Raw genomic sequence first — 13,775 nt, 5'->3', positions numbered from 1 at the left:
CGGCGTGCGCCGCCGCGCTATTCCGTTCTCGGCGGGTGCCCCTGTGGCCTCCGGGTACACCGACCACCAGACTGTGCCTATGACCGAAGCCGAGGAATACGACGTGGTGGTGCTGGGTGCGGGTCCGGTCGGCGAGAACGTCGCCGACCGGGTGCGGGCGGCCGGCCTGAGCTGTGCGGTGGTGGAGAGCGAGCTCGTCGGGGGCGAGTGCTCGTACTGGGCCTGCATGCCGAGCAAGGCGCTGCTGCGCCCCGTGGTGGCCCGGGCCGAGGCCCGCAGGGTGCCGGGACTGCGCCAGTCGGTGCAGGGCCCGCTCGACGCCCAGGCGGTCCTGGCCCACCGCGACGACTACACCTCCCACTGGAAGGACGACGGGCAGGTCGAATGGCTCGACGGCATCGGCGTCCACCTCTACCGCGGACACGGGCGCCTGTACGGCACCCGCAAGGTCAGCGTCACCAGCCCCGAGGGCGAGCACCACGTCCTGACCGCCCGCCACGCCGTCGCCGTATGCACCGGCAGCCGCGCCCAACTGCCGGACCTCCCCGGCCTGGCCGACGTGCACCCCTGGACCAGCCGCGAGGCCACCAGCGCCAAGGAGGTGCCGGGCCGCCTTGTGGTGGTCGGCGGGGGAGTGGTGGCCGTCGAGATGGCCACGGCCTGGCAGGCGCTCGGCGCCCGCGTCACCGTGCTGGTGCGCGGCGAGGGGCTGCTGCCGAAGATGGAGCCCTTCGCGGGCGAGCTGGTCGCCGACGCCCTGCGCGAGGCGGGCGCCGAGCTCCGTATGGGGACCTCGGTCACGGATGTCGCGCGCGACGCCGCGACCGGCACGCTGACGGTCTCGGTGCGGGGGCCCGGGGGCGAGGAGCGCCTGGAGGCCGACGAGATCCTCTTCGCCACCGGCCGCGCCCCGCGCACGGACGACATCGGCCTGGACACCATCGGCCTCGACCCCGGCTCCTGGCTGCCCGTCGACGACTCCTGCCGCGTCGAGGGCAGCGACTGGCTGTACGCGGTCGGCGATGTGAACCACCGGGCGCTCCTGACCCACCAGGGCAAGTACCAGGCCAGGATCTCCGGCGCGGCCATCGCGGCCCGCGCCGCCGGGGTCCCGGTCCTGGAGAGCGACCCCTGGGGCGCCCACGCGGCGACCGCCGACCACGCTGCCGTTCCCCAGGTCGTCTTCACCGACCCCGAGGCCGCCTCGGCCGGCCTCACCCTGGCCGAGGCGCGGGCCACGGGGCGACGGGTGCGGGCGGTCGACTACGACATGAGCGGCGTCGCGGGCGCGGGCCTGTACGCCGAGGGCTACCGGGGCCGGGCCCGTATGGTCGTCGACGAGGACCGGCGTGTCCTGCTCGGCGTCACCTTCGTGGGCCCCGGCGTCGGCGAGCTGATCCACTCGGCGACGGTGGCCATCGCCGGCGAGGTACCGCTGGAGCGCCTGTGGCACGCGGTCCCGTCGTACCCGACGATCAGCGAGGTGTGGCTGCGCCTCCTGGAGACGTACCGGGGCTGAGGCGGCAGGACCCCCTCAACCCGTCGGTGTTTCGAGGACGAGCGCCCTTGCGGCACGCAGGGGGTCCGGGGCAAAGCCCCCGGGCCTCGGCCGGTCACGCCGAGAACGCGTCGACCCCGGTGAGCTCGGCCGAGAGCGCCCAGAGCCGGGCCGCCTCTTCGGGGTCGGTCGCGTGGGGGTGTACGCCGCTGGTGAGCACGTCATGGTCGAGCTCGCCATCGCCGGTGCCGGTGCCGGTGCCGGTGCCGGTGTCTGCGGCGAGGCCGGTCGGGTCGTCGGCCCCCTTCGCCCTGCTGGATCCGGCGGATCCGGTGGCGTCGGTGGCACGCGGCTCGACATGTTCGGCGATGTCGCAATCCTCGCAGTAGACGCCGCCGAGCCCGGCCAGCCGCGGGGAGGTCGCCGCCCACACCTGGGTGGCGGCGCCCTGGTCGGGGGTCTTGAAGTCGAGCGACCAGTTGCCCTCGGCGTCGACCCAGCCCGCCGCGATCCGCTCCTCGGCCGAGACATGGCGTACGAGCGCGGTGTTGATCTCCCCGGGGTGCAACGAGAACGCGCGCACCCCCGCCTCCCGGCCCAGCCGGTCGAGGTGCACGGCGAACAGCGCGTTGGCGGTCTTCGCCTGCCCGTACGCCTGCCACTTGTCGTAGCCGCGCAGGAAGTGCGGGTCCTCCCAGCGGATCGCGGAGAGCTGGTGACCCCGCGAGGACACCGCGACGACCCGCGCGCCGCCTTCGGCGAGCGCCGGCCACAGCCGGTTGACCAGGGCGTAGTGGCCCAGGTGGTTGGTCGCGAACTGGGCCTCCCAGCCCGGGCCCACCCGCGTCTCGGGGCACGCCATGACCCCGGCGCTGTTGATCAGGATGTCGATGGTGCGGCCGGAGGTGAGGAAGCGGTCGGCGAAGCCGCGCACGCTGTCCAGGTCGGCGAGATCGAGCGCGTCCACCTCGACGCCGGGGATGTCCGCGACGGCCGCCTCGGCGACCTCGCGCCGCCGGGAGGGAACCACGACGCGGGCGCCGGCCCCGGCGAGCGCGCGGGTGGTCTCCAGGCCGATCCCCGAGTAGCCGCCGGTGACGATCGCGAGCTTTCCGTGCAGGTCGACTCCACCGAGGACGTCGGCCGTTGTGCTGCGGGCCCCGAAGCCCGATCCGGTCGGGTGCTGAGGGGTGAGTTGTTCCGAAGTGGTCATGGCGGCGAGGCTAGGAGTTGAAGTGCGCTCTCAGTCAACTCGCCCATGTGGCGCGGGTTTTAGGGTCAGCGGCCCTCCAGGCCGCCCTCCGGCTCGGGGGCGTCCTTGGGGGCGCGGGCCTGCCCGGCCTCGGGGGAGTCGGGGCGTACCGCCGTCGGGTCGGCCGCGACCGGCTGCCACGCGCGCGGCCACCGGCGCTGGACGAGGGCGGCGACCAGACCCGCGACGATCCCGGTGATCATGGGCTCGCCGTGGCCGTCGCCGAGCAGCAGCAGCACCGCGCCATCGGCCACGATCGCGGCGGCGAGCAGCGTCTGGCGGCGGCCGGGGCGGGTGAGCAGGGCGAGGCCGGCGATGCTGGTGGCGAGCCGGAAGGTGAGGCCCGAGTTGCCGCCGCCGGGAGGGCCGTGGACCAGGAACGTGTCGATGCTGAACACGAGCAGCAGGGCGGGGACGAGCGCCGACAGCATGCGGCTGCCCCACACGCGTTCCGCGACGTAGCCGATGAGGGCGAGCACGAAGAGGTTGAACGCGGTTCCCCCGACCCCGCCGTCCTGGACCATGAACGAGGTGTACGCCCGCCACCACTGGCCATGGTCGATGATCAGGCCGGAATCGCGGTGCAGGGCGTCGTAGATCCCCGGGAAGGCGAACTGCGACAGGGAGGGGATCGCCACGAGCAGCCAGAGGCCGATGGCCACCTTCGGTGGGTTGCGGGGGCTGAACGTGCGCCGGGGCAGAGCGTCCGAGACCTTCATGACCAGGACGATCATCAAGGCGTACAGGGCCGGCGACAGAAGATGGTCGGTCATGCCCCCTCTCTACCCCGCGTCGCGCCGTACCCGCCCCCACCACGCGGTATCGGCCACGCACCTTTGACGCCCGGGACACCCCCTGTGGCGTGGGACGCATGGCCTCAACACATCCTGGGCGCACTCGAATTCGGCTGGATCCCGTCGGGCTGTTCCTGTCGTACGCAAGGGGGCCGGAGGCCCTGGTGTCACACCGATGAGTAATACTCTCCACATGAGTTCACGTGTTACGGACAGGGCGGGGGCGGCGCATGACGGGGCGCTTGTCCGCCGGGCGACGGCCCGCGACGCCAAGCGACTGACCCACCTGGTGCGCACCTCCCGCGCCTATGAGGGCCCCTACGCGCCGATGATCGCCGGATACCGGGTGGGCCCGGACTACATCGAGGCCCACGAGGTCCATGTCGCGGTCGGCCCGGACGACCGGGTGCTCGGGTTCTACGCCCTGCTGCTGACACCCCCCGAACTGGACCTGCTGTTCGTCTCGGACGACGCCCAGGGCCTCGGCATCGGGCGCCTCCTGATGGCCCACCTGAAGGACACGGCACGCGCCGCCGGTCTCGACCGCGTACGGATCGTCTCGCACCCCCCGGCCGAGGGTTTCTACCTGAGCGTGGGAGCCGAGCGCGTCGGCACGGTCACGGCCAACCCGCCCGCGGTGATGTGGGACCGCCCGGAGCTCGAACTCCCCATCCAGTAAAGGGAGTTGAGCCTCCCGCTCGCCCCGGATCCGGCGCCGCCGATTTCGCCGCACGGTGGCGGCCGCCCGGCCTGCCGCCGGTCCGAACGGGGTGGGGGCCTCCGCCGCGGACGGGTGCGGCCGGTTGGCCGCCGCCGCCCGCGGCCTCATCCGGACGCCCGCCCCGGCTCGTAGCGCCGGAAAAGCCCGATTACGTTATGAAACGGCATGGCGGGCCGGTCCCGGCGGCCCACCACGGAGGGGCGAGTCCTCCGCGACGGGCGCCACGGGCCAGGACAGCCCGCCGGGAGAGGGCGACATGGCGGACAGCGCGGGGCGGCGGCCCGAGAGCGACGATCCGGGGGACGGTCCGAGCGGGCCGGGCGCGACGTGTCCGGGCGGTGCGACGGCGACCGGGCGGCGTCGCCGACTGCCGTGGAAACCCCGGAGCGCACTGACTCCCCGCGGCCTCGCACGGCGCAAGCTGACCTTGCGGGGCGCGCTCGCCGCGGGCCTGCTGGGCATCGCCACCCTCGGCTACTCGGTGGGGGACGCCCTGACCTACCCGGGCGACGACAGCACCGCGGCCCGGCTGGCCGGCTGGGCCCGCGAGCACGAACTGGGCGCCGTCGTCGACAAGTTGGAGAACCTCCAGTACGAGCTCGACCCGCCGCAGGTCGGCGGGTCCCTGCCGAACGAGGCGCTGGCCCGGATGAGGGCGACCGCCCCGGCCGTGCCCGTCCACCACCAGGACGTGCCGCTGCGCGCACCCATGCGGCCTCTGGTCGCTCCCGGGCTGCCGGGCGAGGGCGTGTGGCGGGTGCTGAGCGCCGCGCACGGCGAACCGGTGGTGCAGGGCACCTATGTACGGCCCGACCGCGACCACACCTCCTACCAGGCGGCCGTCGCCTGGATCGACGGACGCAGGGCGCGCTTCGAACTGCACCCGGGAGTGCGTGAGCCCGGTGGCACCTTCTCCGTGCCGCCCACCATTCCGCAGGGGCGGCGCACCGGACTCCTGGCCACCTGGAACGGCGGCTTCAAGGTCACCGACGGCGGCTCGCGCGGGGGCTTCTACCTGGCCGGCGACACGGCGGGGGAGCTGCGCGACGGGGCGGCCTCGGAGGTCTTCTATCGGGACGGTTCGATCAAGGTCGGTCAGTGGGGGCGCGATGTCGGCATGACGCGCGAGGTGGTCGGGGTGCGCCAGTGTCTTGAGCTCATGGTCGACGACGGCAAGGTCGTGCCCGGCATCGACATCGACTCCAAGTGGGGTGCCACCGACCAGAGTCGGATGTTCGTCGAGCGCTCGGGTGTGGGCGTGACCGCGCGGGGCGACGTCATCATGGTCGTCGGCCAGGCCCTCACCGCCCGCACCCTCGCCGACCTCATGCAGCGGGCGGGCGCCGTGCGCGCCATGCCGCTCGACATGAACCGCGCCTGGCCCTCCTTCATGAGCTACGACCCCGCCGGGGACCCGGCCAACCCGAAGCCGGTCAACCTCCTCGACTTCGACAACCCGCCGGAGCGCTACTACACCCGGGCCACCAGGGACTTCGTCGCCGTGTACGCGAAGTGACGCGGCCGCACGCGCACCTGGCGGCATACTTGCGTATCCGCGCAAATATGGGCTACGGTCGACGGGTCACGTCGTAGAAGACGCAGGAGCTCGTCGAGGGGGTGAGGGCATGGAGCGAAGTACCGCCGACGCGGACCGGCATCGGTCGCGCACCCCCCTGCCCTCATGTCCCCACGGTCCGCGGTAGCGCCCCCGGCGCTCCGCGAGGCCCGCACGTCCGGCCGGATCCGGCCGGACGGGAGGAGCTCCCATGGCCACCCTCACCACTTTCGACTTCGCCCTGCGGCTCACCGTCGGCATCGCCTGCGGCGCCCTGATAGGCGTCGAGCGCCAGTGGCGTGCCCGCACCGCCGGGCTGCGCACCAACGCCCTCGTCGCCGCGGGCGCGACCCTGTTCGTCCTCTACAGCGAGGCGGTCGGCGACGAGGCCGGCCCCACCAGGGTCGCCGCCTATGTCGTCTCCGGCATCGGATTCCTCGGCGGAGGAGTCATCCTGCGCGACGGCGCGTCCGTGCACGGCCTCAACACCGCGGCCACGCTGTGGTGTTCGGCGGCCCTCGGGGTGCTGGCCGCCTCGGGACGGCTCGACCTCGCCCTCATCGGCACCGCCGCCGTCCTCGCCGTCCATCTGCTGCTGCGGCCGGCCGGACGGCTGCTCGACCGGGCGCCCGCGCCCCGGCACGACCCCGAGACCTCCGGGGCCGAGGACGGGCGGGACGCGGCGCGCGCCACGGTCGCGTGCGACCGGCCGGTCGCGGACCGGGAGCGCGTCAGGTTGCCGGCACGCCGACCTGGGACCAGGCCTTGAGCACCGCCTCGTTCTCGTCACCCTCGCCGAACAGACGGCGCGCGGTCGCCACGGTCAGCCGGGCGAAGTCGGAGAACTGGGCGTCCGCGCCGAGCTCGCCGCCGGTGAGCGTGGCGTACCAGATCCTCCCCGCGCGCTCCCAGGCGTTGCCGCCGAGCGCGGTGGCCACCAGGTAGAAGGCGTGGTTGGGGATGCCCGAGTTGATGTGCACCCCGCCGTTGTCGCGGCCGGTGCGCACATAGTCGTCCATGGCGGCCGGCTGCGGGTCCTTGCCGAGCTGCGGGTCGTCGTACGCGGTGCCCGGGGCCTTCATCGAGCGCAGCGCGTCGCCGTGGATGCGGGGGCCGAGCAGGCCCGCGCCGATGAGCCAGTCGGCCTGGTCGGCGCTCTGGCCCAGCGCGTACTGCTTGATGAGCGAGCCGAACACATCGGACACGGACTCGTTGAGCGCGCCCGACTGGCCGAAGTAGTCCAGGTTCGCGGTGAACTGCGTGACGCCGTGCGTGAGTTCATGGCCGATGACGTCGACCGGCAGCGTGAAGTCCAGGAACAACTCTCCGTCACCGTCGCCGAAGACCATCTGCTCGCCGTTCCAGAAGGCGTTGTCGTACTGCTCGCCGTAGTGCACGGTCCCGATCAGCGGCATCCCGGAGTCGTCGATGGAGTGGCGTCCGTACGCCTTCAGATACAACTCGAACGTGGCACCGAGGCCGGCGTGCGCGCGGTTGACGGAGGCGTCGCCCGTGGGCCGATCGCTCTCGGAGTGCACCTTCGTGCCGGGCAGCGCCGCCCGGTGTCCGGCGTCGTAAATGGTGCGGTCGGGGTGGTCCGACGGCGTGCCGGCGGGGGCGGCGGCGCCGCGGACCGTGGTGATCCGGCGCCGGGTACGCAGCTGGGCGTCGTGCTCCAGGGTGCGGCGCGCGGGCTCGTACACGGCGGGATCCTCGTGCTGGGCCAGCCGGTCGAGGATGTGGGGAGGTACGACGGTGCAGAAGGTGGCGGGATTGTTCATGCTCAGCAATGTGGCACAGCGTGACACAACTGTCACTGCCAGCAGTCGGGTTGGCGGAATGCCCTGACCGGCGGGCGCCCCTCGACGGGGAGGAGTGCCCGTGCTGTCCGGCTGCTGTCGACCCGTGCTGTCCGGCTGTCGAACCGTGCGGTTGGGCTCCCCGCGCGGGGTCCGCCCGCGCGTCGACCGGCTCTGCCCGCGGTTACTCGGACCCCTCGGCCTCCGGGAACTCGCCCGCCATGGCCGCGGCCATCCGCAGATGGGGCGCGGCCTCGGCCGGGCGGCCCTGGCGTTCCAGGGTGCGGCCCAGCATGAGCGTGGCGTACCGCTCGACCGGATCCCGTTCGAGCACGGCCCGCAGCTCGGCCTCGGCCTTCGTGAGCTGGGCGGAGTGGTAGTAGGCGCGGGCCAGCAGCAGACGCGGGCCCACCTGCTCGGGCACCTCGCCGACCAGACCGGCCAGGATGCCCGCGGCGGTGACGTACTCCTTCGCCTCGAAGAACATCCGGGCCCGGTCCCAGCGGTCGGAGGCCGTGCCGAACTCGTAGTAACTGTCCGTCACTTCACTGCGTGCGGTGGTCATGGGCGCGTCCTGGGGTCGGGGCCCCGGGGTGGGGGCCGTGCGCCTCCCTCAACAGCGACCGCTTGTTGAACATTCCACTAGTGAGGGTGGGGCCGGGTGAGGCCGCCCGGAGGCGGTTCGTGGTCGCGAGGCGCCCGGAAGGGAATATGTTGACCGCATGAGCAATCTCGATCGCCAGCCCGCGCTCTCCGTCTGCGGCGGCCGCGGCTTCGTCGTGGCGGAGCCGGTGCGCGAGCTTCTTTCCCCCCGCACCGTGCGGCTCGGCGAGTCCACCGAGGTGCGCCGGCTGCTGCCCAACCTGGGGCGCCGCATGGTCGGCGCCTGGGCCTTCGTCGACCACTACGGCCCCGACGACATCGCCGACGAGCCCGGCATGCAGGTGCCGCCGCACCCCCACATGGGCCTGCAGACGGTGAGTTGGCTGCACGAGGGCGAGGTGCTGCACCGCGACAGCCTGGGCAGTCTTCAGACCGTACGCCCGCGGGAGCTGGGCCTGATGACGTCCGGCCAGGCCATCAGCCACTCGGAGGAGACCCCCAAGGCGCACAGCCGGTTCCTGCACGGAGCCCAACTGTGGGTGGCCCTGCCCGACGCCCACCGCCACGTCGAGCCGCACTTCCAGCACCACGCCGACCTCCCGCACGTGACAGCGCCGGGTGTCGACGCGACGGTGATCCTGGGCGAACTGGACGGCGCCGCGTCGCCCGGCAGCACGTACACCCCGATCGTCGGCGCCGACCTGACCCTCACGGCGGGAGCCGAGACCCGCCTCCCCCTCAACCCGGACTTCGAATACGCCGTCCTGTCCATGTCGGGCGAGGCCCACGTAGACGAAGTGCCGCTGCTCCCGGGCTCGATGCTCTACCTGGGCTGCGGCCGCACCGAACTCCCCCTGCGCGCCGCCTCGGACGCCTCCGTGATGCTGCTCGGCGGCGAGCCGTTCGAGGAGGAGATCCTGATGTGGTGGAACTTCGTCGGCCGGTCCAACGAGGAGATCCAGCAGGCCCGATCGGACTGGATGAACGGTGATCGCTTCGGCGAGGTGAAGGGTTACGGCGGCCCTCCGATCCCGGCTCCCGAACTCCCGGCCGTGCCGCTGAAACCGCGGGGTCGGGTGCGCTGAGCTGCGCGGATGTTGGGGCAGCCGCCCGCCTGATTGAGGCGGGCGACAAGGCTGAAGGTGCCCTCTCCTCTCAGTCCGGAGCTCTCTCCTTCGGCGTCGGGATGAGGGCGTGTGCTGCGGATAGTGCGAGCTTGGGTGGGCGGCTTTAGTAATCCCAACGCTGACCCAATGCTGACCTTTGTGACGGCGCGTCATGTCGGTAGGAGAGGATGGCGGCGCAGATCAGGAGCGCATGGTTGTGGTCGCCGGTGAAAGAGCGGAAACGGCATTGCTGACCTCGGGCGCCGACGGAGTCCGGGACGGCGGCGCCCGTGCGATGCACGAGCGGATGCCGTCACGCCTGGGCAGGGCATTTGTGGGGATCGAACAACCACTGGACGAGTGCTCGGCTGGCTCGGAGGGGTGCTGCCGCAGCATCGACCGGGGAGGCGAGGGCTCACAAGCCATCTGGCAGGACAGCCGCTTCGGCCAATCAGGCATGGACGGCGGACGCCAACCAAGCCGGTTCAGTTTGCCGACGTTCCGGCTGTCAGCGGAGGGTAGGGGTCAGAGTCTGTCCCTGCATCTGCCCTGTGACAACTTCGATGTAGGTGTGGGCGACGTCGCTCAACGGCGTGCCGCCGCTGTTGTCCATACCGAGCTTTTCGAGCGTCTCCTTCACCCATCCTGGGCTGACGACGTTCACCCTTACCCTGCGGGGCATTTCGATGGCTGCCGCCCGGACGAACGCCTCCAGCCCGGCATTGACCAGAGCGCCGAACGAGCCGCCTGGCGTGGGCTCTTGGAAGATGCCGCTGGTGAGCGTGATGGACCCGCCGTCCCGCACGTGGTCCAGGGCCCGGCGTAGCAGCTTCACCTGTCCCAGCAGCTTGCCTTTCAGACCGAGAGTGAACTCGTCGTCGGAAGGGGATGTGAGCGGAGTCAGCTGACCGCTGGCCGCGCAACAGATGACCGCGTCCACTGTGCCGACGGTGTCGAAAAGGGCGTCGATGGAGGCCGGTATCTCCAGGTCGACACGTGTGCTGCTGTTGCGTGACGCCCGTATCACCTCATGCTCGGTCTCCAGCGCGTCTGCGACCGCACGGCCGATGGTGCCGGTTGCTCCGATCACAATGATTTTCATGCTGATTCCTTCTGTCGTCGGGCGAGGCGGGCTGGAAGGGGTGCCAGCGGGAAGTTGGCCCAGACGTAGTTGTCCATCTGGTGCTGGTCGCCGCTGAGGTTGGCCACTCGATCGACCTGGCCGTCGGCGTCGAAGTGCCATACCAGTGCCCACATCGTGTCCACCTGGCCCACGCCCTGAGTCGTCCAGCCTCGGTGGACGTCGACGACGTACTCACCGTTGCTGCCGAGAAACACGGGTTCGGCCTGGAAGCCCGCCCTGCCGAGCTGGCCGAAGAAGCTGACCACTTCGTCGAGTCCGTGCTTGATGCCCGACAGAGGGTGGTGGCCCGGGATGGTCCACTCGATGTCCGGAGCCAGGACCACGCTCATCGCTTCGACGTCGTTGGCGGCGTAGGCGGAGAAGAAGTGGTTGATGGCCTCGACCTTGGGATCGGACACGGCTTCACTCGTCGTCATCTGGATTCTCCCCGGCGGGTTCGGTACCGGGCTGTCCCGGTCGCGTGATCAACGATCTCGCCGGGCCGCTGTAGTCGTCCAATACCTGCTTCCATAACCTGGCGGCATGGATATCGACACCCGTCAGTTGAGGTACTTCGCGGCGGTGGTCGAGGAAGGCAACCTCACGCGGGCCGCAGAACGTCTGTACGTCTCACAGCCCGCGCTGACGAAGCAGATCCGGCAGCTGGAAGCCCAACTGGAAGCGGACCTGTTCGTCCGTTCCCGCGCCGGGATGGCCCCCACCGAGGCTGGTGAGGCTCTGGCCGCCCACGCCGGCGCCGTGCTGACCGCTTGGGAGCGTGCGCTGCGCGTCACCCGGGGCGCCACAACCCGGGCCGCACGCACGCTACGGGTCGGCTTCGTGGCCAGCGCCGCCAATGAGCACACCCAGCCGATCATCGCCGACTTCGCCCGGCGGCGCCCCGGCTGGCGGGTCCAGATGCGGCAGACCGAATGGACCGACCCCACCGCCGGGCTGGCCACCGGCGAGGTCGACGTGGCCTTGCTGCGCCTGCCGGTGCCCGCGGAGAGCGACCTCGACGTCGAGGTGCTGCTGACCGAGCCACGCTGGATCGCCCTGCCTGTGGGGCATCGCCTCGCAGCGGAGGACCGGATCCGGTTCCAGGATCTGTACGACGAACCGTTCGTGGCGCCCCCCGCCGAGTCAGGGGAGTGGCGCGACTACTGGCTCGCGGCCGACGAGCGAGAGGGCCACCCTGTGCGTATCGGCGCGGTCGCGCACCACCCCGATGAATGGCTCAACGCGATCGCGCACGGCCATGGCATCAGCCTCACCCCCGAGGCGACCGCCCGCTACTACCAGCGCCCGGACGTCGTCTACCGGCCTGTGACGGGCGTCAGTCCCAGCCAGATCGGTGTCGCCCGGCCGCACACCCAACTGGTTGACGACGCCGTCGACGCCTTCTTCCTCAGCTGCCGGGCCGTATGCAGCGACACTGCCTCGCAGGCACCGGCCTGACCATGGACAGATGACCACGACCAAGCCAACCTCACGCATTCAAGTCCAGTAGCCGGACCCGCGCCATCTGGCAGTTCCGGCACGTCCCGGCGTTGTCAGGGCTGCTCCCACCCTCCCCGGCGTCTCCCGGATCAGGCTGCCCTCAGCTTCACCCGGCCACTGCGACGGCCAGGAGGCGGAGGTCTCTCACCTCCGCTCGACACGCCGTGCGGGCTGACCTCCCCGGCCCACTCGGCGATGCTCCAGCAGCTCTTGCGCGGCAGATCCGACAGTAGCCCGAGCACCAGCCGTCCGGTCCGGCGCCGGGGCTCAACCCGGGCGAACCGGCCGGCTATGCGACCCATAAGGGCCTCGAACGCTTCCTGCCAACGGGCCGGGTCTACTCTGTGACCTGCGGCCACTGCATGATCGTTTGTCTTCACCCGCCGATGATCAACGGTGGCCGCACCTATTGCGAGCATGAGGAGCACCATGCAGGTCGCCGGAGTCGACATTTACGTGAATCACCCGGTGCTGCACCTGGGAGCGACCGACTGGGTTCCAGTCTCCCTCGCTTTGGAGTCTGCGCCCGCGGCCGGCTGCGACACCCACGTGGCTGTTCGGGTTCGAGCTCAGAGGGGACTCATAAAGGTGCGTCTCTTCGCGCAGCCCCAAGCGCCGGAGGCCGAAGGGCCCGACCCGGATTTCACCACCGTCTTCGACGGCTCCCTCCTGCTGCCTGACGGCCGCATCGCAGTCGGCGATGTCGAGCAACTGACCCGCTTCGTGCATCGAGTAGGCGACCGCGGCGAGTACAACGTGCGTGTCGCAGTGGACTCGCCAGGGCCGGACGCAGGCGCCATCGACATCGTCATTACCCGCCCCAGCCAGTGATCTGCGGGGACGGCCACCTTGGCGTATGCAGGCCGCTCAGCAGCGGTCCCGTTCGCAAGCAAGGTCACGATCTACGGCTGGATTACTAAACCCTCGCTCCTCTCCCGGCTGCGGAATGGAGACGAAGAGAAAATCTCCGATCGAAAACCGTGGATAAAGCTCATAAAGCAAGCTCGCGATAATCCGCAGGCAGAGTCACACCCAGATCGGCAGTAATTCTATCCCGGTCGACCTGTCGGGGCGACTCGCTCCACAGGAAACGCAGTCCAGGCAGGGCCTCACTCAAAGAATGGGTACTCAACAGGATTCCGCCTTTCGGGCATAACGCGCATACCTACACCACGGGCTGCCGGCGCTGCCTTCTGGCGGGCGAGACGAGCGCGTAAATCGCAGCTGCGGCAGGTGGGGGGGCATCAAGCCCCGCTACGTCGGAAGCCTGCGTACTTGTACAGGAGCAGCCCATCCGGCGCTGCTGTTCGGCCCGGCCGTTTCCTCGTCGGACAGATAGCGGCAGAGCCACTCAGTAAATCCCATGTCGTACTCGTAAAAGTCATCGTCGTCGCCGACGTGGACGATGAGCAGGGGTTCATTGTCCGACCTGGCGAGCAGGAATAGATATTCACCCCCAGTTGTCGAAGCCAGGGGAATTAGGCCCCCGCTTCCGAATGACAATTCAGCCGCATCTAGAGAGGGTGCAGTGACCTCCTCCCATTGGCAATTCTCGAATGCATCCACGGTTTCTCTCATCCACTGTGAAAGATTCCATGAGTCAAATCCGGGATGATGCAAGTAAAGACGATTGTTGAGCTCTACAGGGGCGAACCTTTCGATCAATTCCTTATAGTCCACTGGAAGGCTGATCGCATATTCTGCTTCGATTTCGCGCCACTTGTCGGGGCAGGGGCGGGGATCTCCATCCCCTCCGAGCAGCCGGATCACTTGTGTGAGATAGTTAGTCATTTCACTTCCCTAAATCTTCCGACAGTTGGGGGT

Annotated in this window: 13 protein-coding genes and 2 pseudogenes; 7 read left to right on the top strand and 8 right to left on the bottom strand. The window is 70.3% G+C overall.

Annotated elements, in window-relative coordinates:
* Positions 1–79 precede the first annotated feature (79 nt).
* The gene (locus N4G70_RS26490) at positions 80–1,519 is read left to right on the top strand and encodes an NAD(P)/FAD-dependent oxidoreductase (protein ID WP_261715222.1); all 1,440 of its coding nucleotides are present in this window, start codon (positions 80–82) and stop codon (positions 1,517–1,519) included.
* A 94-nt stretch (positions 1,520–1,613) separates the two neighbouring features.
* On the opposite strand, the gene N4G70_RS26485 is transcribed toward N4G70_RS26490, so the two are convergent.
* Both N4G70_RS26485 and N4G70_RS26480 read right to left on the bottom strand, forming a co-directional pair.
* Complete coding sequence (locus tag N4G70_RS26485; protein ID WP_261715221.1) at positions 1,614–2,711, bottom strand: SDR family NAD(P)-dependent oxidoreductase; 1,098 nt, start codon at positions 2,709–2,711, stop codon at positions 1,614–1,616.
* Between the two features lie 65 nt (positions 2,712–2,776).
* Positions 2,777–3,523 (bottom strand): hypothetical protein, encoded by a 747-nt coding sequence (locus N4G70_RS26480; protein WP_261715220.1) that lies wholly within the window; start codon positions 3,521–3,523, stop codon positions 2,777–2,779.
* A gap of 214 nt (positions 3,524–3,737) precedes the next feature.
* On the opposite strand from N4G70_RS26480, the gene N4G70_RS26475 reads away from it, so the two are divergent.
* From N4G70_RS26475 to N4G70_RS26465, 3 genes and pseudogenes are all read left to right on the top strand, one after another.
* Positions 3,738–4,223: a GNAT family N-acetyltransferase gene (locus N4G70_RS26475; RefSeq protein WP_261715219.1), complete on the top strand. Its 486-nt coding sequence runs from the start codon at positions 3,738–3,740 to the stop codon at positions 4,221–4,223.
* A gap of 298 nt (positions 4,224–4,521) precedes the next feature.
* Entirely contained in the window at positions 4,522–5,781 is a 1,260-nt protein-coding gene (locus tag N4G70_RS26470; RefSeq protein WP_261715218.1) for a phosphodiester glycosidase family protein, read from the top strand.
* A 250-nt stretch (positions 5,782–6,031) separates the two neighbouring features.
* Positions 6,032–6,529: pseudogene (locus N4G70_RS26465) on the top strand (MgtC/SapB family protein); the annotation flags it as partial.
* Between the two features lie 22 nt (positions 6,530–6,551).
* Here N4G70_RS26465 and N4G70_RS26460 read toward each other — a convergent pair.
* Positions 6,552–7,601, bottom strand: coding sequence for a M4 family metallopeptidase (locus N4G70_RS26460; RefSeq protein WP_261715217.1), 1,050 nt, complete (start codon positions 7,599–7,601; stop codon positions 6,552–6,554).
* Between the two features lie 202 nt (positions 7,602–7,803).
* On the bottom strand, positions 7,804–8,184 hold the full coding sequence (locus N4G70_RS26455) for a M48 family metallopeptidase (protein WP_261715216.1): 381 nt from the start codon (positions 8,182–8,184) through the stop codon (positions 7,804–7,806).
* 157 nt (positions 8,185–8,341) lie between these two features.
* Here N4G70_RS26455 and N4G70_RS26450 point away from each other — a divergent pair, with 157 nt between their 5' ends.
* A complete protein-coding gene (locus N4G70_RS26450) occupies positions 8,342–9,307 on the top strand; it encodes a pirin family protein (protein WP_261715215.1) in 966 nt (321 codons plus the stop codon).
* Between the two features lie 529 nt (positions 9,308–9,836).
* Here the strand turns inward: N4G70_RS26450 and N4G70_RS26445 are convergent.
* Together N4G70_RS26445 and N4G70_RS26440 are read right to left on the bottom strand one after the other, a co-directional pair.
* Positions 9,837–10,430: a short chain dehydrogenase gene (locus N4G70_RS26445; protein WP_261715214.1), complete on the bottom strand. Its 594-nt coding sequence runs from the start codon at positions 10,428–10,430 to the stop codon at positions 9,837–9,839.
* Complete coding sequence (locus N4G70_RS26440; protein ID WP_261715213.1) at positions 10,427–10,888, bottom strand: nuclear transport factor 2 family protein; 462 nt, start codon at positions 10,886–10,888, stop codon at positions 10,427–10,429. Before N4G70_RS26440 ends, N4G70_RS26445 begins: the two co-directional genes overlap by 4 nt.
* Before the next feature lie 106 nt (positions 10,889–10,994).
* Here N4G70_RS26440 and N4G70_RS26435 point away from each other — a divergent pair, with 106 nt between their 5' ends.
* Positions 10,995–11,909, top strand: a complete 915-nt coding sequence (locus tag N4G70_RS26435) for a LysR family transcriptional regulator (protein WP_261715212.1) — start codon at positions 10,995–10,997, stop codon at positions 11,907–11,909.
* A gap of 209 nt (positions 11,910–12,118) precedes the next feature.
* On the opposite strand, the pseudogene N4G70_RS26430 reads toward N4G70_RS26435, so the two are convergent.
* Positions 12,119–12,310 (bottom strand): annotated as a pseudogene (locus tag N4G70_RS26430) (IS701 family transposase); the annotation flags it as partial.
* Between the two features lie 70 nt (positions 12,311–12,380).
* On the opposite strand from N4G70_RS26430, the gene N4G70_RS26425 reads away from it, so the two are divergent.
* Positions 12,381–12,782, top strand: a complete 402-nt coding sequence (locus N4G70_RS26425) for a hypothetical protein (RefSeq protein WP_261715211.1) — start codon at positions 12,381–12,383, stop codon at positions 12,780–12,782.
* A gap of 423 nt (positions 12,783–13,205) precedes the next feature.
* Here N4G70_RS26425 and N4G70_RS26420 read toward each other — a convergent pair whose 3' ends face one another.
* Positions 13,206–13,742: an SMI1/KNR4 family protein gene (locus N4G70_RS26420; RefSeq protein WP_261715210.1), complete on the bottom strand. Its 537-nt coding sequence runs from the start codon at positions 13,740–13,742 to the stop codon at positions 13,206–13,208.
* Between the last annotated feature and the right edge of the window lie 33 nt (positions 13,743–13,775).

It is taken from the genome of Streptomyces sp. ASQP_92 (assembly GCF_025399895.1).
Classification (GTDB): Bacteria; Actinomycetota; Actinomycetes; order Streptomycetales; family Streptomycetaceae; genus Streptomyces.
The sequence above is the reverse complement of the archived record's forward strand: the minus strand, read 5'-3'. Positions and strand labels throughout refer to the sequence as shown.

Coding starts and splice junctions, on each gene's coding strand:
- N4G70_RS26480 (WP_261715220.1), bottom strand. CDS start 3,523: ATGACCGACCATCTTCTGTCGCCGGCCCTGTACGCCTTGATGATCGTC.
- N4G70_RS26475 (WP_261715219.1), top strand. CDS start 3,738: ATGAGTTCACGTGTTACGGACAGGGCGGGGGCGGCGCATGACGGGGCG.
- N4G70_RS26470 (WP_261715218.1), top strand. CDS start 4,522: ATGGCGGACAGCGCGGGGCGGCGGCCCGAGAGCGACGATCCGGGGGAC.
- N4G70_RS26440 (WP_261715213.1), bottom strand. CDS start 10,888: ATGACGACGAGTGAAGCCGTGTCCGATCCCAAGGTCGAGGCCATCAAC.
- N4G70_RS26460 (WP_261715217.1), bottom strand. CDS start 7,601: ATGAACAATCCCGCCACCTTCTGCACCGTCGTACCTCCCCACATCCTC.
- N4G70_RS26435 (WP_261715212.1), top strand. CDS start 10,995: ATGGATATCGACACCCGTCAGTTGAGGTACTTCGCGGCGGTGGTCGAG.
- N4G70_RS26445 (WP_261715214.1), bottom strand. CDS start 10,430: ATGAAAATCATTGTGATCGGAGCAACCGGCACCATCGGCCGTGCGGTC.
- N4G70_RS26455 (WP_261715216.1), bottom strand. CDS start 8,184: ATGACCACCGCACGCAGTGAAGTGACGGACAGTTACTACGAGTTCGGC.
- N4G70_RS26420 (WP_261715210.1), bottom strand. CDS start 13,742: ATGACTAACTATCTCACACAAGTGATCCGGCTGCTCGGAGGGGATGGA.
- N4G70_RS26485 (WP_261715221.1), bottom strand. CDS start 2,711: ATGACCACTTCGGAACAACTCACCCCTCAGCACCCGACCGGATCGGGC.
- N4G70_RS26425 (WP_261715211.1), top strand. CDS start 12,381: ATGCAGGTCGCCGGAGTCGACATTTACGTGAATCACCCGGTGCTGCAC.
- N4G70_RS26490 (WP_261715222.1), top strand. CDS start 80: ATGACCGAAGCCGAGGAATACGACGTGGTGGTGCTGGGTGCGGGTCCG.
- N4G70_RS26450 (WP_261715215.1), top strand. CDS start 8,342: ATGAGCAATCTCGATCGCCAGCCCGCGCTCTCCGTCTGCGGCGGCCGC.